The organism is Halorussus aquaticus, from assembly GCF_024218795.1.
Classification (GTDB): Archaea; Halobacteriota; Halobacteria; order Halobacteriales; family Haladaptataceae; genus Halorussus; species Halorussus aquaticus.
Map to the genome: position 1 here is coordinate 2479254 of NZ_CP100400.1, position 23000 is coordinate 2502253.

Below are 23000 nucleotides of genomic sequence, written 5' to 3' on the forward strand. Positions count from 1 at the left end.
CACGTCAATAGGTCCTGTCGCCCGTGCTTGACAGGAGTTCTCACCGGCACTCGGACCGACTACCAACTGGTTCGCCGCGACCCCGAGATTTACGGCGTCGGGGCCGAAGAGCCAGATATGTTCGTATTGCGAGGCGGAACGGTCGTGGACGCGGATGGTGTCAGGGACGCCGACGTCGCGGTCGAAGACGGGGAAATCGTCGCAGTCGGCGAGGTACCCGACGACCCCGACGAGGAAATCGACGCGACCGAACAGTTCGTCGCGCCGGGACTCGTAGACGCGCACGTCCACCTCATGATGGACGGTCGGCCCGACCCGGGCGAGGCCAACGGCGACAGCGAGACCACGCTGGCCTACCGCGCGACGGCCAACCTCCGGGACGCGCTCTCCGCGGGCGTGACGACCGTCCGGGACCTCGGTGCGGCCGGTACGCTGGCGCTCGACGCGAGGGACGCAGTCGAGGAGGGCGTTCTCGAGGGGCCGCGCGTCCTCGCCTGCGGTCAGAACGTCGTGATGACCGGGGGTCACGGTCACTGGTTTGGTCGGGAGGCCGACGGCGTTCCCGAGGTGAAGAAGGCGGTCCGCGAACAACTCAAGCGGGGCGCCGACGTGGTGAAGTGCATGGCGACCGGCGGCGTCCTCACCGAGGGCGCGCTCACCGGCGCACCCGAGTTGGACGAAACCGAACTCGAAGCGCTCGTCGCCACCGCCGACGCCAAGCGGGTACCGACGGCGGCCCACGCCCACGGCACTGCGGGCATCAAGAACGCCGTCAGGGCTGGCGTGTCGAGCGTGGAACACGGCACGTTCATGGACCGCGAGGCGGCCGAACTGATGGCCGACCGGGGAACCTACTGGGTGCCGACCGCGAAGGCACTCTACGGCATCGTGGACGCGGGGACCGAGGCCGGAATTCCGGAGTTCGCGGTCGAGAAGGCCGAGGAGGCCAAGGAGGCGTGGGCCGAGGCCTTCGAACACGCGCTCGACGCTGGCGTCCCGATCGCGATGGGGACCGACGCCGGAACGCCGTTCAACTACCACGCCGACATCCCCGAGGAGTTGGAACTGATGGTCGAACACGGTCTCTCCGAGGAGGCGGCACTGGAGGCCGCGACGGTCAACGCCGCCGACCTGCTCGGCCTCGACGATGCGGTCGGACGGGTCGCCGAAGGCACGTGTGCCGACCTCGTGGTCCTCGACGACGACCCGCTGGAGGACGTGACGTCGTGGCAATCGCCAACGCGCGTCGTGAGGCGTGGAACCGTGGTTCGGTGACAACCCCACGTCAAAAGGTCTTTTATACCGGGCAATGGAGGATTAAGGTACATGAGACGGCTGCTGGCTGTCGCCCTCGTAGTCCTGTTACTCGTCGGGACGGCCCCCGTAGCGACGGTATCGGGCACTCACTCCGCCCGCGAGATGTCTCCCCGAGCGCAGACGCTCGCGGCGACCGACAACTTCGACAGCGTCGAATTCCACATCACCGTCTACGAGAACGGGACCGCGGAGTGGACGTTCACGTACCAGCGAACGCTCAACAACGACACCGAACGCCAGCAGTTCGAGCGGTTCGCCGACGAGTTCAACAACAACTCGACGGCGCTGTACACCAACTTCAAGCAACAGGCCCGACAGTTGACCAGCGCAGGCCACAACGCGACCAACCGCGTCATGAAAGCCGAGAGCTTCTCGAAGAAGGCCTACGTGGGCGGACTCGTCAACAACAATCGGGGTATCGTGAAGATGTCCTTCCAGTGGACCGGTTTCGGCTACTCCGAGGACGATAGCGGGAACATCATGATCGGCGACGTGTTCGAGGGGGGTCTCTACATCGGGCCGAACCAGTCGCTAGTCGTCCACTCCGGGCCGGGACTCGCGTTCGAGTCGGTCCGGCCGAAGGAGTCCGCTCAACCGTCGGGCGAGACGCTCGCTTCAAGCGAGTCGGTGACGTGGCAAGGCGAACAGGACTTCATCGACCAGCGACCCCGAGTGAAGTTCAACCCGGTCAAGGGAACGACCACGACGACGACCACGACGACGAACGGGTCCGGCGACGGCGGTCCGGGGGCGACGACCGGCACGCCCGTCAACGGTACCGAACCCCCGGCAGGCGGTGGTGACGACTGGTCGCCCCTGATGATATTCATTCTCGCGGTGGTGGTCCTACTCGGTCTCTCCGCCGCGTTCGCGTGGCGGCAGGGCGACTTCGGGTCGTTCACCAGCGACACCGACGACCACGGCGGCGACGGCGGCGATGCGGGTAACGCACCGGCGGCGAACGGAAACGGACCGACGACGACCGAACCGTCCGTCAGTGACGAGGAACTGCTCACCGACGAGGCGCGAGTGAAGAAACTGCTGGACGAGAACGGCGGTCGGATGAAACAGGTCAACATCGTGGAGGAGACCGGGTGGTCGAAGTCGAAGGTGAGCATGCTGCTCTCGGAGATGGAGGAGGACGGCGACATCAGCAAACTCCGGGTCGGTAGGGAGAACATCATCAGCCTCGAAGGCCACGAACCCGACGCCGCCGGGTCGCCGCTGGAAGGCGAGTAACGTCCGTCGGTCGGTTCCCGCGATTCGGTAGGCGACTCCGCCATGCGTGTTTCTGCCTGTGGTTCCGACCTGATTTCTCTCCGGCGAGCGGCGGGGACGGTGTATCGTTCATCTTCGTTCACGTGGACTGGTAATTCGGAGTGTCCGAAGTTCGACGGATGGAAAGCCGTGATTTCGTTCGGGTGAACGGTTCGCGGCCGAGAGACCGCTTGTGGAACCGCGACACGGCGGCCCGAAAACGCAACTGTTAAACAGTCCGTCCAACTACGAATGAGTGCAGACGCGCTCCGTTGGTGTAGTCCGGCCAATCATCTTGCCCTCTCACGGCAAGGACCAGGGTTCAAATCCCTGACGGAGCACTTCCTTCCGTCGTCTTCCGATTTTGAGCTGTGGTGTTCGGTGACCACATCTTTCTTTCGAGGTCGAGCGCTCACCGAACTCGATAACCTTCTGAGATTCCTCTATGTCCTCGGTTGTCCTTTCAGTGTTCGATACCGTAAGTGGCTCCAGCTTCGGCTCCGCCGGTCTCCCCTTCGGTGCCTGATTTCCGCCGAGTGTTCTAGTCGGCTACTGCTCTCAGATGTGGCTCCATTTCGGTTGTTACTACTCGGACACCACTTTCCCTATCGAGGAGTCCCTTACATCCGGTGGCGTCTCCGAAATCGACCCCTCTGAGCCGAGCGGCACCGACTGACGACAGGCTTTTTTTGCCGAGCAGAAACCAACAAATATGGCCGCTGATACGTTTCGTCGCACTGGCGTGTTATCCGTCGATCTCGTCGCGCTCGTAGCGGTTCTGTTTCATCCGTTTTCGTTGTATCTCGTGTCGGTGCTCTACTGGGGGGACCTGCTCGGAGGGACGGGGCGACGGTTCTGCCAGACGGTGGTTGCAGCTCCACGTGAGCGATACTCGCCGACGGAACCACCGGCAATGCGCCGAAACGGCGACCCGAACCCGTTCCGGTTTCTGACTCCGAAACTCGGGACCGGCCAGCCGGTCGATTGGCTACCGCCGGTCGCAGTCCACAACCTCAAGCTAGCGGTGATGGGACTCTCCACGGCAGTGCCTCTGACCGCCTTCGCCGTCGGTCTGACGATGACGTTCCTCGACCCGCCGTTCACTGTTCGCTCGTGGCCGACGCTCGGGATACTGGTTGCTGGTGGGGTCGCTATCGTCGTGAGACACGGCTGGACGTTCCGGCGGTTCGTCCGCTCGAATCGACCACCCGCCGAGCAGGTTCTTCCGGGCGTACGATGGCTCGGACCGATTCTGATGGCAGTTCCTGTCGTGGCTATCGACACCGTCTACGCCGAAGCCGACTTCGACCCGGCGGCCGGGTTCGCCGCCGTGGCAGTCGTCCTCGTCGTGGGGCGACTCGCGTCCGAGACACGTCGAGACGCACCGCCGACCGGAGCGGACTCGTTCGAGCTTTCGATGCCGACGGGACGACCGAACGAACGGTTTCGCCCCGACCCGCAGGCGGTTCGAATCGCGGGGGGTATCGACGGACTCCTCCCTCGGATCGAATGGGAGCTACTCAACGTCGTTTCTCGACTCGCCGCCCTCTTTTTAGTGGTTGTCGTGGGGTTCGTCGTGGCGTCCGTTGGTGGACCGACGGCGGCGGTCGTCGCGAGCGTCGTCGCACTCGTCGTAGTCGTAATCAGCTTCGTACTCGTGGGTATCGCACACTTCGAGTTGGCGTTCGGGGCGATGGAATATCGGCTGTACGACGACGAGTTGGTCGCGTACGACGCGCGACTCGACGCCGTTCAGTGGCGTGTCCCGCTGGACGCGATTCGCAACGTTTCCGTCCAACGGGGTCTCTGGACGGGAGCGCCCGGCAGGGACGCGGCGACGGTCACGCTCGACCGGACCGATCTCGCTATCGAACAGTCGCCGTACGGATTCTACCGGCAAACACTCGCGTACGTCGAGACACCTGAACGCGTCGCTGACCGACTCCGCCAAGTAACGACGCAATCATAGGTTCTGCGGCCGACGCTACCGTTCGGCGTCGCCCGACAGCAACTCGATATTCTACGCCTTCCCAGACCAACCACGGAGGGTTTCGACAGTGGCTTTCGCTGCCTTCTCTTCTCTGTAGAGATACAGTGACGACGGAAATATGTCAATTATAAATAAATATTCGGATTATAAGATTACGTATAATCACGTAAATCAGAGGCATGCGGTCCGCCTTTGTCGGAGATTCCGAATCGTACCCGGCTATTCACCGCTTTCCGACGCCATCGAACGCAGTGTGTGAAATCTTCGAGCGTACCTCGTCCTATTGATGTCTATACATCTATAATAAATCCAATAATCGAAGATTTTAATAATAATGGTTATTACGTACGTAATTGCATGCCTGAGAAAGGAAGTAATAAAGACATGCAGCGGCGTAAAGTTATCAAATCTCTCGGCGTAGCCGGTGGTGCGGTCGCTACCGGAGTCGGTGGCACGCTCGCCATTCCCGGAACGGCTGCCGCCGAAGAGAAGGAGTTAGACACCAGCGACTGGATCGTCGATCTCGACGTCGAGAAGGGTCAGTCTGCGTCCGTCGGTACGAGGTCGGGACCCCCCGAGACGGAGGTGTACGTCGGCCAGAACAAGAACGCCGATCCGAGTACGTCCGCTATCGAGAGTCGTTCCGTCGGAAGTAGCGGCGGGATGAGCACGCAGAACTACTCCGTCAGCGCCTCGGCGACGCTTCTCACTTGGGACATTCCGGAGGAAGTTCCGATCATCGGTGGCGACGAACTCACGTTCAGCATCTCGGCCAGCGTCGGTCTCGGCGGCGTCTCTGCCAGTTTCGACGTCTGCGTCGGTGGCGAGTGTATCAGCCTCGCCGGTGTCAACGTCGGCATCGGGACGAACACGGTTGACGTCAGCACGAAGGGGACGTTCTACGGCGTGCCGTTCGAGCTGACGGTCTCGGTCACGCTGACCGCGAGCATCGGCAGTGTCACCAACCCCGACGCGTCGCTCGACGTCGGCGCCAGCGGTGAGGTCTGCCTCGGACGCGACCTCTGCGACGCGAACCCGAGCGGGTGGGAGAACGTCACCTGCATGCTCTGTGCGTCCGCAGGGACCTCGGTCACGGTCATCGACTAACGCGGGCGAGAGCGAACGAGCCAACTCAAAGGGAGACGGCCGGGCGTAGGAGTCCGGTTACCTCTCCTTTTCACCCGTCAGACGACTTTTTTGGAGAGAACGACGCTCGTAGCGGGTGCCGAACTGCGGGGTCGCTACGACCGTCGGCCGGGCCCCGAAATCGAACCGCCGCATCCACGTCTCGTTCGCCGAGAGACCTCCGCCTCTTCGGTTCGGCGTCGTCGATTCACGTCACTCGCCATTCGACGGCCGAAAGTCAGAGCGTCTCAGATGCGAAGAGGAACTCCAGTTCGGACTTCGTCCGTCTCACGTTCGGACGACGACGGTGTTCCCGACTCTATCACCTAACCGTTGATTTCGACCGGAGAGGACGATCAGGACGATACCGAACACGTAGAACAGCGGGAGGAAGTCGGCGAGTCGGAGAACGTTCCGGACCAGCGACGAACCCAGCGTCAGCGACGAACCGTCGTCTCGCGCGACCCTGAGGTTCACCAATTGCTTGCCGATCGTCTTCCCGTATCGCCACTCTAGAACGGTGTGGTAGCCGATAGAGAGTCCCAGCCACAGGACGAGCGCCACGAGCGCGGGCGTCCCCGTCAAGTCTGCGTCCACGCCCGTGCTGCTGGAGACCACTTCGCCGGTGAACGTGGCGACGAGGAACGTGGCGACGAAGAACAACGTGAACCAGACGAACGCGTCGATGGCCATCGCCACGCCCCGACTACCGATACCAGCGGGCGAGCGGCTCTCTGCGTTTCTCATACCGGCGACAACGAACAGCCAGCATGTATATTTTATCATTTTATAAATGCGCGGAAAGAAACGTGGTTCGATTTCGTTCGGTGTGTCTCGGGTCGAGGGTGGATTCGGTCGAGCGGAGAGCAGTGCGGCGAGGATTACCTAGCTCCACCACCACGATATCCTCGATTCGAACGCCGGAAAAGTGCAGTAGACGGATAGTTCTCCTTGCTCCAAAACATAAGAGATCCATAATCTTATCCGAATACCAGCCGATACTCCCGACGGGTCGTTTCGAAGACGACTCTGGTTACCATGGACTTAGAAACATTCACGGAATCGAACGCTCCAGAGGAGGGCGGCGAACAGTTTCAGAAGGAGAACAACAGACTGCTGGACGTACACGTGGACGGGACGGTGATGGTGAAGGCGGGGTCGATGATCGGATACACCGGCGATATCACCTTCACTGGCAAGTCGTCGGCCGAAGGTGGCATCACCGGGTTCCTCAAGGAGGCCGTGACGAACGAGGGGACGCCCGTCATGGAGGCCGAGGGCAGCGGTCACCTCTACGTCGCCGACCGAGGCAAGAAGATACAGATACTCGATCTCGACGAGGGAGAGTCGATATCGGTCAACGGCGACGACATCCTCGCGTTCGAGTCAGCTATCGAATACGAGATTAGCACCATCAGCGGTCTCTCGGAAGCCGCTTCCGGGGGTCTCACGAACGTCTACCTGACCGGTCCGGGACAGGTGGTCATCCTGACTCACGGGGACCCGCTGGTGGTGACGCCGCCGGTCTTCACCGACCCCGACGCGACCGTCGCGTGGAGTACCAACCTCTCACCGTCGTTCGCGACCAACAAGAAGTTCGAAATCGGGCAGACCTCGGGCGAAGGCATACAGATGGAGTTCACCGGTTCGGAAGGCTTCGTCGTCATCCAACCGCACGAAGAGAAGTGACGACGGAGCAGTGACGTTCCGCTTGCCCGTTCGACTACGTTCGCCAGTCCGAAGGAACGCCACCGTCGCGGTCCCACGATATTCTTTCACCCGGCCGTCGTGCGCACCGATGGAACGGAGTCATGTCGCGTGGCGTCGTGTGTCCGTTCGATGAGCCTTCGCGCCCTTCCGTCGCGCCGAGTCGCCGCGTCGGCGCTTCTCGTCGTCGTCGTACTCGCGGGGTGTTCCGGCGGGTTCGGTGCTGTCGGCGACTCGACCCCAGAGACCACCTCCCCCGACGCCTCGTCGGCGGGCGCGAACGCGCCCACTACGAACGTCTCAGAATCCGTGACGACCCTGCCGGAGTCCGCCACGACGCTCTCGACGTCCGCCGGAACCCTCTCGGTCCACTTCATCCACGTCGGGCAGGGGACGAGCGTCCTCGTCGTGGGACCGACGGGCGAGACGCTGCTCTACGACACCGGCAACTGGAACGACGACGGCGAACACGTCCTGAACTACCTCCGAGAGCGCAACGTCTCCCGAATCGACTACCTCGTCACTTCCCACGCCGACGCCGACCACGTCGGCGGTCACGCCGAAATCATCGACTACTACGAGACCGAGGCCGACGGCGTCGGCGCGATATACGACCCCGGTATCGCCGCGGCCAGTCGAACCTACGAGGCGTACCTCGACGCGGTGGAGCGACACGACGTGACCCTCTACCGGACGCAGGCGGGCGACTCGATACCGATGGCGGGCGCGTCGGTCCGCGTCCTCGCGCCGCCGGAGGGCTACCTCGCCGACAGCGACCGCAACGAGAACAGCCTCGTCCTCGGGGTGGCCCGCGGGAACGCCAGTTTCCTCCTGACCGGCGACGCCGAGCGCAGGGCCGAGGAGTACTTGACCGGGAGGTACGACCGCACGCTGAACGCCACGGTTCTCGCGGCGGGCCACCACGGGAGCAACACCAGCACCGGCCCGGCCCTGCTCGCGGCGGCGACGCCTCGGGCAGTCGTCGTCCAGAGCGCCTACGACTCGCCGTACGGCCACCCGCACCGCGAGGTGTTGGGTCGCCTCGCCGAGCGCGCGGTTCCGACGTACTGGACCGGCGTCCACGGCACGGTGGTCTTCGAGACCGACGGCGAACGGGTCGCGGTCCGGACTCAGCGCGACGCACCGACCGACCCGCTCGAACTCCGGACCGCGCCTCGGGTCGAACCGAGCGCGGACGGCCTCCTCGAACGCCGGGCGACGTTCCCGGTCGGCGGTAGCCCCGTCGAACCCTCGGACTCGGCCACGTCTTCGACTCCAACCGTCGCCTCCGATGGCGGGACGCGGACCACTCCCGCCTCCGGGTCGCTGACGGTCGCGGCGGTCCACGCCGACGCGCGCGGCGACGAGGACGCGAACCTGAACGACGAGTACGTCGTCCTCCGGAACGCGGGCGATCGAACGCTCGACCTCTCGGGGTGGACCGTCGCCGACGAGGCGGGCCACACCTACGCGTTCCCCGAGAGAACCACCCTCGCCGCGGGCGAGACGCTGACGCTTCGCACCGGGAGCGGTCGCGACGGCGGCGGCGACTACTACTGGAACGCCGGGCGGCCGGTCTGGAACAACGCGGGCGACACGGTTTTCGTCCGGACCGACGAAGGCCGACTCGTGCTGGAGGTCGAGTACGATGGGTGACGACACCGGCGGGGACGCCACTGCCGACAGGGACGAGGTGAACGGAGACGGCGTGGACAACGACGACACGGACGAGGGCGACCCCGCAAACGGTACGACCCCCGAAGCCGAGACGAAACTCGCGGACGGCCGGTACACCGCGGTCCTCGACCGCTTCGAGCGGACGGACCCCGAGAGCGGCGGCGACGAGTTGGCCGTCCTGCTCGTCGAATCGGACGACAGGGTAGTCGCAGAGCGGACCACCCCGAAGTGGCGACTCCCCGAGGACGCCCGCCACCCGGACGCCGTGCTGGAACTGGTCGCGAGGAACGGGTTCGTAGTGTCGATGGAGTACGACCCCGGAGCGACCGAGCGCAGGACCGACGAGGCCCAGTCGCGGTTCGACAGGTTGGCCGAGCGCCCCGGAGAACGTTCCGACGAGGAATAACCGAAGCTGGCCCCGCCATATATTCGATATTTCTACGTGTTCTATGTGTGTCGAAAATCGTTACTTAGTGGTTGAATATCTACGTTTCGAGCGTTCAGATTACGTCGCTAACTCAACCGACCCGCGACAGAAAGTACTTGCCGGGCGTTCGAGTACCGCCGAAACATGCCCTCCCGACGACGCCAGTTCATCCGGACGAGCGCCGCTGCCCTCGCGGCCGCGGGGGTCACGGGGTGTCTCGGCGGCGACGCGAGCGATTCGACCGGAGACGAGACCACGACCCGCGACGAAGTGACCGAGAGGGGAACGACTACCGACCCGGCGACGGATGCCGACGAGGAATCGTTCGCCGTTCGGTCGTCGTCGGTGAAATCTGTCGGCGACGCCCGGGTCGGCGTAGCAAATCCGGTCGCTCGACCCGCGGTCGCGTACGAGTCCGTCATGGGTTCGGGCGGGGTTCTCGCCCCGGACGGAACGCAGTTCGTCGTCGCCGCCGTGCAGAGCGCCGGCGGGTCGGGAGCGAACCCCGCGGGACCGCCCGCGTACGACGCCTTCGAACTCGTCGCCGGTGATGAGCGCTTTCCCGCCGTCGAAATCGAGGAGCGGACGACGGGCGCGTACACGACATCGCTTGCGGAACGGGGCCAAATCAAGTACGACGACCCGTACGCGAGTCAGGGAGAGGACAGTCGCGTCGGCTGGGTCGCCTTCGAGGTCCCGTCGCCTCTCACCGCCGAGTCTCCGACCGTTCGCTGTCGGTACGACGGAGCGACGGCGGTCTGGCGACTGCCCGAATCGACCGCTACGGCGCTCGCCAGTCGAGCGCCCCGGTTCGAACTCCGCTCGTTCTCGGCGACGGTCGTCGCCGGAGACAGCGTCGAACTGTCGTTGACGGCGGACAACGTCTCGGGGGTCGCCGGGGAGTTCCTCGCCGCCGTATACTGGCCCACCGCCGTCGCTGACGACGACGAGAGCCACCTCGTCCGGAAATCGGTCACGCCCGACGGCCGCGTCGAGTGGGCCCAGACGGTGGACACCGAGTACGCCACGTCGTCGGACGGCGAGGTTACCGCGAGCGTCACGGGGCACGTCTCCGGGGAAACGACCGTCTCACTCTCGACTTCCACGACCGAGGGTTCGAGTTGAGACCTCGTTCCTGAGACGGTATCGTGGGGTCGAATCGGTCCTCGTTCCGCTCTGTCCCGGGCCGTTTGCGTGAACTTAAGTGCGCGCTCGATAATCTTGGGATATGTCTCAGCGAACACCTGACTCTCCTACCGCGGCGTCCGGTCAGCGCACCCTCTACGTCGGACGCGACCGACCGATTCGAATCAGCGCCGGACACCGAATCCTCCATCACGACGGCAAGTGCAGCCGTCCTCACGGTCACAACTACGAGATTGCGGTGAAGGTCGTCGGCGAGTTGCGCGAGGAAGGCTGGGTCGTTGACAAGGGCGATATTACCTCGGTACTCTCCGAGTGGGACCACAGGTTCCTGCTGGAGGACGGCGATCCCCTCGTGAACGCCTTCGAACAGAGCGGCGACGGCGACGCGGTGGTCGTGCTGGACGACCCGCCGACCGCCGAGGTCATGAGCGCGATACTGGAGCGCCGCCTCGCCGAGGAACTGCCCGACACCGTCTCGGCGGTCGCGGTGCAGGTGAGCGAGACGGCCGAACTCTGTGGCGGGGCCACGTTCTGACGATGCCGGTTTCGAGCGACGTAGACGCCGGAGAGTCCCGCTCCGAGAGCGACGAGGGTTCGCCCGCGAGCGACGGCGACCGACTCCCCGTCAACGAACTCTTCGAGTCGTTGCAGGGCGAGGGTCGCCTCGCGGGCGTACCGAGCGTGTTCGTCCGCACCTCGGGGTGTAACCTCCGGTGCTGGTTCTGCGACTCCTACCACACCTCGTGGGAACCGACCCACGCGACGATGCGCGTCGAGGAGATTCTGGCGGAAATCGAGTCCCACGACGCCGACCACGTGGTCGTCACCGGCGGCGAACCCCTGCTCCACGACCCCGTGGTCTCGCTCCTCGACGAACTCGACGCGCGGGGCTACCACACCACCGTCGAGACGAACGGAACCATCTACCGCGACGCGCCCATCGACCTCGCCAGCGTGAGTCCCAAACTCGCGTCCAGCACGCCGACGCCCGAGCGCGACCCCACGCCCGAGGACGGGCCGACGGACGCGGGCGAGTGGGCCGAGCGCCACGAGGACCGGCGCATCGACCTCGACGCCCTCGCCGCGCTCGTGGAGGACTACGACTTCCAACTCAAGTTCGTCGTGAGCGAGCGCGACGACGTGGAAGAGGTTACCGACCTGCTCGCCCGGATTCGAGACGCCGCCGCGGTCCCGGTCCGGGACACCGACGTGCTGCTGATGCCCGAGGGCGCGACGGCGGACCGGATCGAGGAGACGCGTCCCGTCACCGCCGAACTCGCCCGGGAGTACGGCTTCCGGTACACGCCGCGACTCCACGTCAACCTCTGGAACGACGCGCCCGAGACGTAACCGGGCGAGTCGCTGGAGCGGTACGTGAGTCGTCAGAGTCGGCCGAGAGTCGTCGAGACGGGAGGCGAGTCTACAGAACAGGAGGGGGAACTCAGGCACCGACTGCGGACGTGTCCGCTACTTCGTCGTCGGTTTCGGACAGGCACTCCCGATAGAACGCCACCTGATAGACGTAGAAGAACGTGCCCGTCACGGTTCCCAGCACGGCGGTGGCCGCGAGGTACGGAACGACGACTTCGGGCGAGAGACCCGCGAGCGGATACGTCGTCTGGGTCGCGGTTCCCGTCGCCAGCGACCCCGCGTGCCGGGCGTAGAGCAGGATGACCGGCAGGCTTCCGACCACAGTCACGACGGCCAGCACCGCGTCGAACCCGAGCGTCGAGAGGAGGTTCCGTCTGACCAGTCGGTAACTCCGCTTGAGCGAGTCCGCGGGTGACTCGTCGGACACCACGACCGCCGGGAGGTAGAACTGGAGGAAGAACATCGGGAGTAGCGCGAGCAGGTAGGTCGCGCCCAACCCGAGCGCCAGTATCACGGGGGAGAGATCTCCGCCCTCACTGCTTATCACCACAACGAGACCGATTACACCGACGACCATCGCCACCACGAACACCGCGACGGCGGCGACGACGAGCAGGAGCGTGGCGGCCAGCACGTCCGCGAAGTTGGCCTTCCCCTCCGAGAGGATAGTGCCGAGTCGAGGCGTCCCGTCGAACGCCTCCGCGACCATGCCGTACGCTCCCGCGACGAAGACCAGCGAGGCGAGTTGAACCGCGAACGTCCCGAAACTCCACGCGACTCTCGCCGGTCCCGACGAGAGCATCTGTCCGCCCGCGACGGCGGCGTTCAGGAGCGCGACGACCGCACCGGCGACGAACAGCACGGGGTTGCGCCGAAGCGTCTCGACCGCGGTCGAAAGTGACGAAACGACAGCCATACCGACAGGTCAGACGTTCGACCCATAATCCTATCGGTCGGCCGATACGCCACGGGTCGAGTCGCCCGGTTCGACCGGGCCGGTCGGCCCGGCGGGGTCGGACGGTTCGGCCGGAGCGACGCCTACCGTGCCGACTCGCGACCGGAGCGACTCCGGACCGCACGACTCATGAGTTCGGCGACGCAGTTGTCGGACATGAGCGACACCGAGAAGCGTGCGGTCGTCCTCGCCTCCGGCGGGATGGACAGCGCCACGGCGGCCTACGTCGCCGCGGAAGCGGGCTACGAACTCTACCTGCTCCACACCTCCTACGGGCAGGAGACCGAGGGCAAGGAGTACGAGTGCGCCCGGCGACTCGCCGACGAAATCGACGCCGCGGACTTCCTCCGCGTGGAGACCGGCCACCTCGCCGCGATAGGGAACTCCAGTCTCACCGACGACGAGATGGCGGTCGAGGACGCGGACCTCGACAGCGAGGAGGTGCCGACCTCGTACGTCCCCTTCCGGAACGCCAACCTGCTGGCGATGGCGACCTCCTACGCCGAGGCCAACGACTGCGAGGCCGTCTTCATCGGCGCGCACTCCGAGGACTTCTCGGGGTACCCCGACTGCCGCCCGGCGTTCTTCGAGGCCTTCCAGCAAGTCGTCGATACCGGGACCAAGGACGACACCGACATCGAAATCCGCGCCCCGTTCGTGGAGTGGAGCAAGACCGACATCGCCGAGCGCGGGACCGACCTCGGCGTCCCCTACGAACACACGTGGAGTTGCTACCGCGCGGAGGCCCCGGCCTGCGGCACCTGCGACGCCTGCGCGTTCCGACTGCAGGCCTTCCGGAACGTCGGCGTGCGCGACCCCATCGAGTACGAGGAGCGACCCGAGTACGCCGACTGAGTCCGGTCTCCCGCGACCCTCTTTTCGCCTCTCGCTACCCGCGCTTCCGGGCGACCAGCAGCGCCGCCCCGAGCAACGCCGCCACCGCCGCGCCGACGCCGAACCCGGACACCGGAACCCCCGGTGCGGACCGGCCGTCCTCGTCCGGACCAGTTCCGCCCTCGCCGACCACCGACAGCGTCGCCGTGGCGTTGCCGACCCTCGCCGTGTAGTTTCCGACCGCCTCCACCTCGCGGACGAACGTCACCCGTGCGCTGTCGTGGGCCGGAACCCGCACCGTCTCGTTCGCCACCTGCTGGCCGAACAGAGTCAGCGCGACCGCTCGCTCGCCCGCCTCGCTCCCGGTGTTCTCGACGGTGGCCGTAATCTCGACTCGTCCGCCCGCCGGGACCGTCGAACGGTTCAGCGACAGTTCGGCGACGCCGACGTCGGCGGCGGGGTCGGCCACGGTGACGTTGCCGACCCGCGTCGAGTCGAGCGCGATTCGGTGGCGTCCGGGCGCGAGCGTCGCTTCGACGGTGACGCGCTTGGTCTCGCCCGCGGGCACCGTGACCGTCTCGGTCGCCGCCACCTCCCCGTCGGCCGTGAGGTTCGCCGCGAACTCGGCGGCCGACTCGCCCTCGTTGCGGAGCGTCGCGGTCACCGAGACCGGTTCGTCGGCGGCGACCCGCCCGGCGTCGAGTTCGGCGTCCGCGACCGTCACCGACCGCTCGCCCCCGACCGCAATCGAGGACAGCGCGTCGGTCTCGACCCGGAGGACGACCGTCTCGCCGCGCGAGGTGACCGTTGCGTTGGTTCGCTTCCAGTCGTCGCCCGCGCGGCGGTACGCGGTCAGGTCCGCGGGCGCGAGACCGGCGTCGGCGAGTCGAGAGCGCTCGATTGCCACCTCGTAGGCCGCGCGCTCGACCTGCTCGGACCGAACGTAGTTCGCACCGACCGAGAGCGACCCGAGAGCCACGTCCGCCGGGAGCGCGCGGTCGGCGATTCGCGCGCCGGACCGCGAGGCTTCGACCGCGAAGTGCGGGTCGTCACCGGCGAGGTTCACCGCCACCGACCGGAAGGCGACGCCGGTCTCGTCGGCGGCCGCGGTCGCGGGCAGGTCGGCGCGAATCGTCTCGTCGCCCCGAGCGTTGCGCACGTCCACGACCCCGGCGTTCGGGCCGCGCGTCTCGGTCTCGGTGACGACCGGCGGCGGGCCGAGGTCGGCCGCCCCGCCTCCGCCGCCACCCCCGCCGCCGGAGTGGGCCTGTTCGACGGGTTCGACTTCCATCCGGACGGTCGCGTTATCGGTGTTGTTCCCGAAATCGACTACCGCGACGGTGGCGTTGTAGGTGCCCGCCGAGTCGTAGGCGTGTTCGACCGTCGCGTCCGTCGTGACATCGTCGGTCTCGCCGTCTCCGTCGAAGTCCCATCGGTACTCGGTGATGGTCGTCTGGCCGTCGCTCGCGTTACTCGCGTCGAGAGTGACTGCGGCGTCGACCTCGGTCGTGTTGGTCCCCACCGAGAGGCGCGCGGTCGGCGCCGTCTCGTCCTCGGGGAAGACTCGAACCGTCACGTTGTCGCTGGCGGCGTTCCCCCCGTTGTCGACTGCGGTGACCGTGGCGTCGTAGGTCCCCGTCGAATCGTAGGCGCGTTCGACGGTCGGGTTCGCCGTGACCTCGTCGGTCTCGCCGTCGCCGTCGAAGTCCCACCGGTACTCCGAGATTCCCCGGTCGTCGTCCGAGTCACCGGCGTCCAGACCGACGACTCCGCCCGCCTCGATTCGACTCGCGTTGGCCGAGAGAGTCGCGTTCGGGGCGGTCTCGTCGGGCGGGAGGACCTCGATTTCGGTCCTCGCGGTCGCGTTGTTGCCGCCCTCGTCCACGACGTCGAGCGTGACGGGGAAGGTGCCGTTGCCGTCGAACGTGTAGGCCACGCGCTCGCCGGTCGCGGTCGCGTTTCCGGCCAGCGACCAGCGGTACTCGGCGATTCCGGTGTCGTCGGTCGAGTTGCCAGCGTCGAGGACGACTTGCTCGCCCTCGACGGGGGTCGCGGGCGAGACGACGCGAATCGCCGGGTCCGGCGGACTGTCCTCGGACACCGAGACGGTCCGGGTCGTCGTCGCGTCGTTTCCGCCGCCGTCTACCACCGTCAGGCCAACCTCGTAGTCACCGGCCTCTTCGTAGGTCCGGGTGACGGTGGGGTCGGTGGTGTTCCGCTCGACCTCGCCGTCGCCGTCGAAGTCCCACCGATACTCCGCGACGCCCACGTCGTCGCTCGCGTTCCGCGCGTCGAAGGTGACGGGGAACCCCTGCGTCGGCGAGTCGCCGGTCCGGAACGCGGCGCTCGGCGGGTCGTCGGCCTCGATGCTGACGGTGACACGCGCGCGGTCGGCGTTGCCCGCCGCGTCCACCGCGGTCACGGTCGCGTTGTAGGTCCCGGCCGCGGCGAACTCGCGGGACACCGTCGGGTCGTCGGTCGTGCGCTCGACCGTGCCGTCGCCGTCGAAGTCCCAGCGGTACTCCGCGACGCCGCGTTCGTCCGAGGAGTCGCTCGCGTCGAACCCGACCGGGTACCCGGCCACGCCGTCCTCGCCCGAGAGCGCGGCGTTCGGGGCGGTCTCGTCCGGACCGCAGTGGCCGGTCCGAATCGTCACCGGGTCGTTCATGTCGAGTCCGACCGCGCTCGGGTCGCCGACGCTGCCGGTGAGGAACTGCCACGCTCGGGTGTCGCCCGACCGGTCCACCGGGGCGTCGTAGAGGGCGGCCTGCTCGTCGAACGCCGGGACGACGGTGACTTCGGTTCCGTCGCGGTCGAGACCCCGGAAGACCGCGCCGTCGGTCCGGTCGCCGTACCACGACCAGTCGATGCGGTCGCGCGAGAAGCGGTCGTCCTGCCCGGCGTAGTCGTCGTCCTCGACCACCCAGTCCCCGCCGCTCGGGAGTCCGCGGAACCGGAACGTCGCGGCGCTCCCGTCGCCCTCGTCGCCGCCGAGGGTGTTGTGAACCATCACGAGGCTCACGCCGCCGGGACCGTCGTAGAGGAAGAGCCGACTCGTGTCCGCTCGCGGGAGGTTGCGAGGCATGTACGAACTGTACGTGTATTGGTCGTCCCCGCCGCCGTTCTCGATGTTGCGGTAGTCGTAGAACGACGCGACGCCTTCGCCACCGTCGAGAGGCGACACCTCGTAGCACTGAGAGCCTTGTTCGACGACGAAGGTGTGTTCCGCGGCCGCGGCGGTCCCCCCGGAGGGAGGCAGAGGGACCGCCGCCGCGACCGACAGGAGAGCGATACCGACGATAGCGAGTCTCGTTCGTGTCCGAGTCATGTGGAGCGAGGGTGGGCGAGCGACGGGCGACGCCGTCCGCCCGCGGTTTCGTGTCGTTCGAGCGCCTGCGAACAGGCGGCACGCCCCGACGTTCCCCGGAGACGGCCTTTGTTATACGTCGTCTGTGCGGGGCTAGCCGCGTCCGGACCTGCGGCGTCGTCCGTGCTTAATCGGGGACAGTTCCGGCTTAGGTCGAGGCCGTCCCGGCGATGCGCCGCGACGGACGACCGCCGAAAACGACGGGCTGGCGCGGTCGGTGGACCGACAGAAAGCATTTGCCGGACGGTCGTCATCCTGCCACCGTGCCCTCCACTCACTCCCGACGGACCCTCCTGCGGTCCTGCGGACTGGCCCTCGTCCTCGGCACCGCTGGCTGTCTCGGCGGACTCCAGACCGGAGACCCCCCGGGCGACCACGACGCGTCCGAAGACGCCGCGACTCGACCGGGCGGGTCCACAGCGCGAGGTACCACCGCGTCGAACGGTTCGACCGCGAACGACACCGCGACGCCGCGAACGACCGCGGCGACGATATCACCCGGCACAGTGAGCGACGAGGCGGCTACGGAGCGCGCACTGGCGGCCGAGGAGGCGTTCCTCACCGAGCGCCTCGGGAACGCGAGTTGCCTCGACGACTGGGGGACGTACCCCACAACGGCCCAGAAGCGGGCGACGGTAGTCGAGCGGACCGCCGACGGCGTTCGCGTCGAGGTCTCACACCCCTTCTCGTACTCGACCGAGCAAACCGAGACCGAGGGGGATTCGCGTACGGTCTCCCTCGTCACCGCCGACGGGGCTTCGCGTGCGGTCTATCTCGTCACCGCCGACGACGCTCGGCGCGTCAGCGGCGACACGATTTCGCCGTGTCGAACGGCGCTGTGAACTACGAGACGCTCTGGACGGTCGTCTTACTCCGTCGGAACGCTCGCGTCAAAAGAAGGAAAGAGAACAGCGTCGGTTAGCGAGTCGCGTTAGCTCCGCCGGAGGGCGACGAGTGCGGCCGCGAGGAGCGCGACCAGCGAGACGCCGACGCCGAATCCGGGGATGCTCGACGAGTTGTCGGTCGTCTCGGACTCGGTGGTGGTCTCCGCGTCGGAACCGCCGGTCGTCTGCGTCTCGACGCTCTTCACGGTGACTTCGGCGCTCTCGTCGCCGACGCCGACTTCGTAGACGCCCGCGGCGTCGAACGTGTGCGAGAAGGTGACGTCCGTCGCGCCCTCCGCCTCGACCGAGACGGTCTTGGTCGCGACGACGTCGCCGCCCACGGTCAGTTCGACGCGGTGAGTGCCGTCGGCGCGACCCGCGTTCTCGACGGTCGCACTCACGCTGACGGAGTCGCCGGGTTCGACTCGCTGGCTCTCCACCGAGACGTCCGCGACGCTCGTGACGGGTTGGCCGACGCCGACCGCGTAGGTGCCGTCGGAGACGTTCGCGCGGAACTCGTAGGCGTCCGCCGTCGCGTTACGCTGCACCGTCTCGACCGTTGCCCACGTTCCGTTCGCGTAGCGGAACAGGCTCACCGCGCCCGGTCCCGCACCGGTCGCGTTCAGTCGGGCCTTCGAGACGGTGAACGTGACCTGCTCGGCGCCGCTGACGTTCACGTACGAGAGCGCGGCGAAGCCAGCGTCCTCGACGGTCGGCGCGGCGATGCCCTCGGGCGCGGAGTCCGTCACGCGGACCGCGGGGTCGGCGTTCGCTCCGCTCGACGAGACGACGACCGTGCCGACGCGGCCGTCAGCGTCCCGCAGGGGTGCGGAGACGGTACCGTCGGACTGGTCGTTCGAGTCGTCGGGGTCGGCCGGTCCGATGCCGCCGGTTCTGCTGCCGGTGTTGTCGCCGCCGTCGTAGCCGCCCTGCCCGTCGTTACCGTCGTTACCGTCGTCAGAACCGTCGTTACCGTCGTCAGAACCGTCGTTGCCGTCGTCCGCGGCGGTGACGGTGACCGTCTCGGTCACGACGTTCTCGGCACCGGCGCGCGTCCGCAGGACCAACTCGACCGTGTGCTGGCCGGGGTCGTCGAAAGAGGTGGTCCACGTCGTCGCTCGCTCCGGACCGGACTTCCACGCGAAGTGCCGGAGGTCCTCGAACTGCTGGGTGGGGTCCGTCGCGGTGAAGGTGACGTTCTCGCCCACCGAGACCGTCTCTGCGGAGGCGCTGACGGTCGCGTTAGGCACGACCTTCTCGACGGTGTAGGTCACCGTGGCGGTGTCGGTCTGACCGCTGGTGTCCTCGACTATCACGGTCGCCTGATACGTGCCGGGTCCGTCGAGGTGCATGTACGGCTTGAACGAGGTCGTGTTGTCGTCGTACCACTCGACCTCGCCGTCGCCGTCGATGTCCCAGCGGTACGACTCGATGCCTTCGTCGTCGGTCGACGCCGAGGCGTCGAGCGGGTAGAACAGCAGGCTCATCTTCCCCGAATCGGGGGCCGAGAGCCGTGCCGTCGGCGGGTCGTCCGTGGACCGCTCGCGGACGACCACGCTCTCGGTCGCGGTGTCGGACTGCCCCGACTCGTCCACGACCGTCACGGTGACGTGGTACGTTCTCGCGGCGGAGAACGCGTGGTCCACCGTCGCGTCGTCGGTGGTCCGGTCGGTCGTCCCGTCGCCGTCGAAGTCCCACTCGTAGGCGGTCACGGTACCGTCGTCCGACGATTCAGATGCGTCGAAGCTGACGGTCTCGCCGGTCGCGACCGAGGTCGGGTCGGCGGTCAGCCTCGCGGTCGGCGGCATCTCGCCGTCCGCTATCTGGTCCGGCGTGGGACTCGTCGCGGTCTGGGTACCGAGACCGAAGTTCGAGAAGTCGGTCTCCCAGACGAGTTTCGAGTCGTTGTTCGCCGGGTTCCACGTCGCGGTGAACGTGTGGCGGCCGGACTCGAATTCGACCGGCGGTTCGGTAGCGGTGTTTCCGGCGGCGAACTCGCTACCGGTGGCTAGCACCGTTTCGTTGTTCGGGTTCACGTAGCCGAACGTGACTTTGTACGTTCCGTCGTCGACCTTCGTCGCGTTCTCGACGAACGTGTTCGGACGGTCGGGACGGACCGCGTCGTACTGGGCCTCGAAGTCGGGGTTCTCCTTCGTCACCTCTGGAGTGCCCGACATGTCGCCCTCGTAGAGCGCCACGTCGATGACGACGGGACCCCAGTGGCCCTCGTCGGGGACGCGGAAGACCTTCGACCCGTTGACCGAACCGAGATCGTAGTTCGAGTCGGCGGGTCCGTCGGACATGTAGTACGCCGAGTTGACCCACACGGTCCCGTAGTCGCCGTTGACCCGGAACGCGGTCGCGTTGACGAACTCGACGGGGTCGGGCACCGTTACCGTCTTCGTCGCCGTGTCGGTGTTGCCGTCGGCGTCTTCGACCGTCAGCACGACGGTGTGTTTGCCGCTCTGGGCGAACTGGTACTCGACCTGTTCGCCGTGCTTCGTCTCGCTACCGTCGAACGTCCACGTATAGTTGACGACGCCGCTATCGTCGGTCGAGTTGCCGGCGTCGAAGGTCGCCGTGACGTTCACGGACGCCGAGTCGGGGCCGCTGATGGCGGCCGTCGGCGCGGTGTCGTCACCGCCGTCGCTGCCGTTCAGTTCGCCAGCGGTCTTCGTCTGCGCGCTCACGTCGCTCTGGTCGAAGTTGCTCCGGTTGAGCGTCCACACCGCGCGCTCGCCGTCGCTGTCGGGCGTCCACGTCACCGTGAACGTGTGGTCGCCCGGCGCGACCTCTTCGGGCGCGTCGCCGGAGACGTTCCCCGAGAGCGTGCTGTCGTCCATGAACAGCGCCTCGTCGTTCGGGTTGCGGTAGCCGAACGTGACCTCGTACGTCCCGTTATCGACCGCCGCGACGTTCTCGACCGAGACGTTCACGGGCTTCGGTTCGATGAGTTCGGCGTAGTAGTCGAGACGCGGGTTCTCCTTCCGGAGTTCGGTCTCGGCGTCGTCGAAGTCCTTGTCCGCGGTGGCGACGTTTATCATCGACCCGTTGACGCCCGACTCGTCCGCGGTGATGACGGTCGTCCCGGAGACGTCGTCCTCGTAGACCTGCGACTGGCCGTAGCCGGACGGTCCGTAGAATCCGACGGAGATGCCGACCCGCTCGAAGGTGCCGTTCACCCTGATGGCCGAACCGTTGATGTACGTGATGTCGCCGTCCACGGGACCGACGATCGTCGAACCGTTCTGACCGGACGCGGCGTCGTCGCCGTCGGAGTCGGCGGCCTTGAGGAGCGTCGCGGTGTAGGTGCCGTTGGACGCGACGGTGACGTTGCCGTCGTAGAAGTCGGGGTCGCCGCCGTCGCTCACGTTGAAGTCGCCCTCCGTCAGCGTGGCGACTCGATTACCGCCTTCGTCGGTGACGCCGACCTCGATGTCGCTGATGGACGGGGACCCCCAGAAGTAGACGCGGACCGTCTTCTGCTCGGGGTTCGTCACCTCGAAGTCCGACACGGTCGGCGAGGTGTCGCCGCCGTCGTCGGACTTCACCGCCTCTATCGTGAACTCGTGGGAGTCGGTCTCGCTGTCGGACTCGGTCCACGTGACCGTCACGTTGTGTTCGCCCGCTTCGGCGTAACTGTGGTTGACGGTGCTACCGGTCTTGGTCGTGGAACCGAACTCCCACGTGTAGCCCTCGACCTTGCTCTCGTCGGACGCGTTGGCCGAAACCTCGAACGTCTCGCCGACGTCGACCGTCTTCGGATGGGTCACGGTCACGACCGGGCCGCCGGAGTCGGCCTCCTTGACCCGAACCGTGACGTTCGCGGAGTCGGTGTTCCCCGCGCCGTCCTCGACCGTCACCGAGGCGGTGTGGTTCCCGGTGGTCGCGTACGTGTGAGTCACCGTCGCGTTCTCGGTGGTGTTATCGACCGTGCCGTCGCCGTCGAAGTCCCAGCGGTACTCGGCGATGCCGGACCCGCCGTCGTCGGTGGAGTCGCTCGCGTCGAGCGTGACCGCTTCGTCGTTGGCCACCGGGTTCGGCGACGCCGAGAGCGCGGCGTCCGGGTCCGCGGTGTCGGGGCAACTCCCCTTCTCAATCGTCAGGTTCTGCTGCATGTCGAGCGAGACGTTCTCGCCGCCAGCGTCGAGGAGTCGCCACGCGTCTGTGCGGTTAGCGCTGTCGTTGGCGTAGTCCCACGTGTCCCAGTGGTCGGCCTCCTCGTTGAACTGCGGGTCGATGGTGACGCCGTCGTCGCCGATGCCGCTGAAGGCACCGCCGTCGGTCCGGTGAGACGCCCACATCCAGTCGATCTCGTGGGTCGGTCCGTCGGTGTCCCAGTTGTCGTCCTGCGGGTCGCCTTGCTTGTCGGTGTAGTTGTCGTCGCGGACCTCCCACGTCGCGCCGCTCATGTTCGAGAGCGTGAACGTGATGGTGCTGGCGTTCGGCCCGTTCTGCTCGTTCTGGTCGAGTTTGTCGTGGAGGAGTACCACGCTGTAGCCGTCGGACCCGTGGTAGAAGAACAGGTTACTCACCTGGTTCTTCTGGAGGGCCTTCGTCCCGTGCGAGGAGTACGTGTACACGGACGGGTCGGTGTTGTTCGGTTTTCGGTAGTCGTAGAACTCCTCGACGGTCTTGTCGCCGTTGCCGTAGGCCGCGACGTCGTAACACTGCCCTGCCTGCATGACGTGGAACGACGTCTGCGAGGTGGCCGTCGTCGCGGATGCCGCCCCGACGCCGACCGTCGAGAACGACGACACGACCAGCAGGAGGGTCAGCAGGACGCTGCGAGCGCGTTCGCTCACGACGACTCACCTCTCGGGCGTCGGTCGCTCTCGTTTATCCGACACGTTTCGGTTGGCTTATCTATGCTAGCGTGAGCGTATCGCCACGGCGGCGGCGTTTCGTGGCGTCTTCTTCTGGATTTCGAATCGGGCATTCGT

At 66.4% G+C, this 23000-nt stretch carries 16 protein-coding genes and 1 tRNA gene; 13 read left to right on the forward strand and 4 right to left on the reverse strand.

The features are described from left to right. The first annotated feature begins 117 nt into the window (after window positions 1–117). From NGM06_RS12840 to NGM06_RS12860, 5 genes are all read left to right on the forward strand, one after another. Window positions 118–1275 carry a metal-dependent hydrolase family protein gene (locus NGM06_RS12840; RefSeq protein ID WP_368410486.1) on the forward strand — a complete coding sequence of 386 codons (1158 nt, stop codon included), beginning with the start codon at window positions 118–120 and terminating at the stop codon, window positions 1273–1275. A 51-nt stretch (window positions 1276–1326) separates the two neighbouring features. Continuing rightward, window positions 1327–2556: a helix-turn-helix transcriptional regulator gene (locus NGM06_RS12845; RefSeq protein ID WP_254267340.1), complete on the forward strand. Its 1230-nt coding sequence runs from the start codon at window positions 1327–1329 to the stop codon at window positions 2554–2556. A 284-nt stretch (window positions 2557–2840) separates the two neighbouring features. Next, window positions 2841–2915: transfer RNA gene (locus NGM06_RS12850), tRNA-Glu, on the forward strand. Window positions 2916–3286: 371 nt separating this feature from the next. Then, on the forward strand, window positions 3287–4543 hold the full coding sequence (locus tag NGM06_RS12855; protein ID WP_254267341.1) for a hypothetical protein: 1257 nt from the start codon (window positions 3287–3289) through the stop codon (window positions 4541–4543). Between the two features lie 405 nt (window positions 4544–4948). Then, window positions 4949–5671, forward strand: coding sequence for a hypothetical protein (locus NGM06_RS12860; protein ID WP_254267342.1), 723 nt, complete (start codon window positions 4949–4951; stop codon window positions 5669–5671). Between the two features lie 306 nt (window positions 5672–5977). Here NGM06_RS12860 and NGM06_RS12865 read toward each other — a convergent pair whose 3' ends face one another. Then, window positions 5978–6436, reverse strand: coding sequence for an RDD family protein (locus NGM06_RS12865; protein WP_254267343.1), 459 nt, complete (start codon window positions 6434–6436; stop codon window positions 5978–5980). Between the two features lie 291 nt (window positions 6437–6727). On the opposite strand from NGM06_RS12865, the gene NGM06_RS12870 reads away from it, so the two are divergent. The 6 genes from NGM06_RS12870 (at window position 6728) to NGM06_RS12895 (ending at window position 11996) form a co-directional block, all read left to right on the forward strand. Continuing rightward, window positions 6728–7378 carry an AIM24 family protein gene (locus tag NGM06_RS12870; RefSeq protein ID WP_254267344.1) on the forward strand — a complete coding sequence of 217 codons (651 nt, stop codon included), beginning with the start codon at window positions 6728–6730 and terminating at the stop codon, window positions 7376–7378. 150 nt (window positions 7379–7528) lie between these two features. Next, entirely contained in the window at window positions 7529–9052 is a 1524-nt protein-coding gene (locus NGM06_RS12875) for a lamin tail domain-containing protein (protein ID WP_254267345.1), read from the forward strand. After that, the gene (locus tag NGM06_RS12880; RefSeq protein WP_254267346.1) at window positions 9045–9479 is read left to right on the forward strand and encodes a DUF3006 domain-containing protein; all 435 of its coding nucleotides are present in this window, start codon (window positions 9045–9047) and stop codon (window positions 9477–9479) included. Before NGM06_RS12875 ends, NGM06_RS12880 begins: the two co-directional genes overlap by 8 nt. Before the next feature lie 165 nt (window positions 9480–9644). Next, entirely contained in the window at window positions 9645–10625 is a 981-nt protein-coding gene (locus NGM06_RS12885) for a hypothetical protein (protein WP_254267347.1), read from the forward strand. Window positions 10626–10728: 103 nt separating this feature from the next. Beyond that, a complete protein-coding gene (locus NGM06_RS12890) occupies window positions 10729–11181 on the forward strand; it encodes a 6-pyruvoyl trahydropterin synthase family protein (protein ID WP_254267348.1) in 453 nt (150 codons plus the stop codon). 2 nt (window positions 11182–11183) lie between these two features. After that, window positions 11184–11996 (forward strand): 7-carboxy-7-deazaguanine synthase QueE, encoded by an 813-nt coding sequence (locus NGM06_RS12895; protein ID WP_254267349.1) that lies wholly within the window; start codon window positions 11184–11186, stop codon window positions 11994–11996. Between the two features lie 91 nt (window positions 11997–12087). On the opposite strand, the gene NGM06_RS12900 is transcribed toward NGM06_RS12895, so the two are convergent. Further along, window positions 12088–12933, reverse strand: coding sequence for a DUF7847 domain-containing protein (locus NGM06_RS12900; RefSeq protein ID WP_254267350.1), 846 nt, complete (start codon window positions 12931–12933; stop codon window positions 12088–12090). Between the two features lie 195 nt (window positions 12934–13128). Here NGM06_RS12900 and queC point away from each other — a divergent pair, with 195 nt between their 5' ends. Next, complete coding sequence (gene queC, locus NGM06_RS12905; RefSeq protein WP_254267351.1) at window positions 13129–13827, forward strand: 7-cyano-7-deazaguanine synthase QueC; 699 nt, start codon at window positions 13129–13131, stop codon at window positions 13825–13827. A 34-nt stretch (window positions 13828–13861) separates the two neighbouring features. On the opposite strand, the gene NGM06_RS12910 is transcribed toward queC, so the two are convergent. After that, window positions 13862–17134, reverse strand: coding sequence for a COG1470 family protein (locus tag NGM06_RS12910; RefSeq protein WP_254267352.1), 3273 nt, complete (start codon window positions 17132–17134; stop codon window positions 13862–13864). Window positions 17135–17436: 302 nt separating this feature from the next. Between NGM06_RS12910 and NGM06_RS12915 the strand changes: the two genes are divergently transcribed. Beyond that, complete coding sequence (locus NGM06_RS12915; protein ID WP_254267353.1) at window positions 17437–18015, forward strand: hypothetical protein; 579 nt, start codon at window positions 17437–17439, stop codon at window positions 18013–18015. 89 nt (window positions 18016–18104) lie between these two features. On the opposite strand, the gene NGM06_RS12920 is transcribed toward NGM06_RS12915, so the two are convergent. Then, window positions 18105–22862, reverse strand: a complete 4758-nt coding sequence (locus NGM06_RS12920) for a PKD domain-containing protein (protein ID WP_254267354.1) — start codon at window positions 22860–22862, stop codon at window positions 18105–18107. Window positions 22863–23000 lie beyond the last annotated feature (138 nt).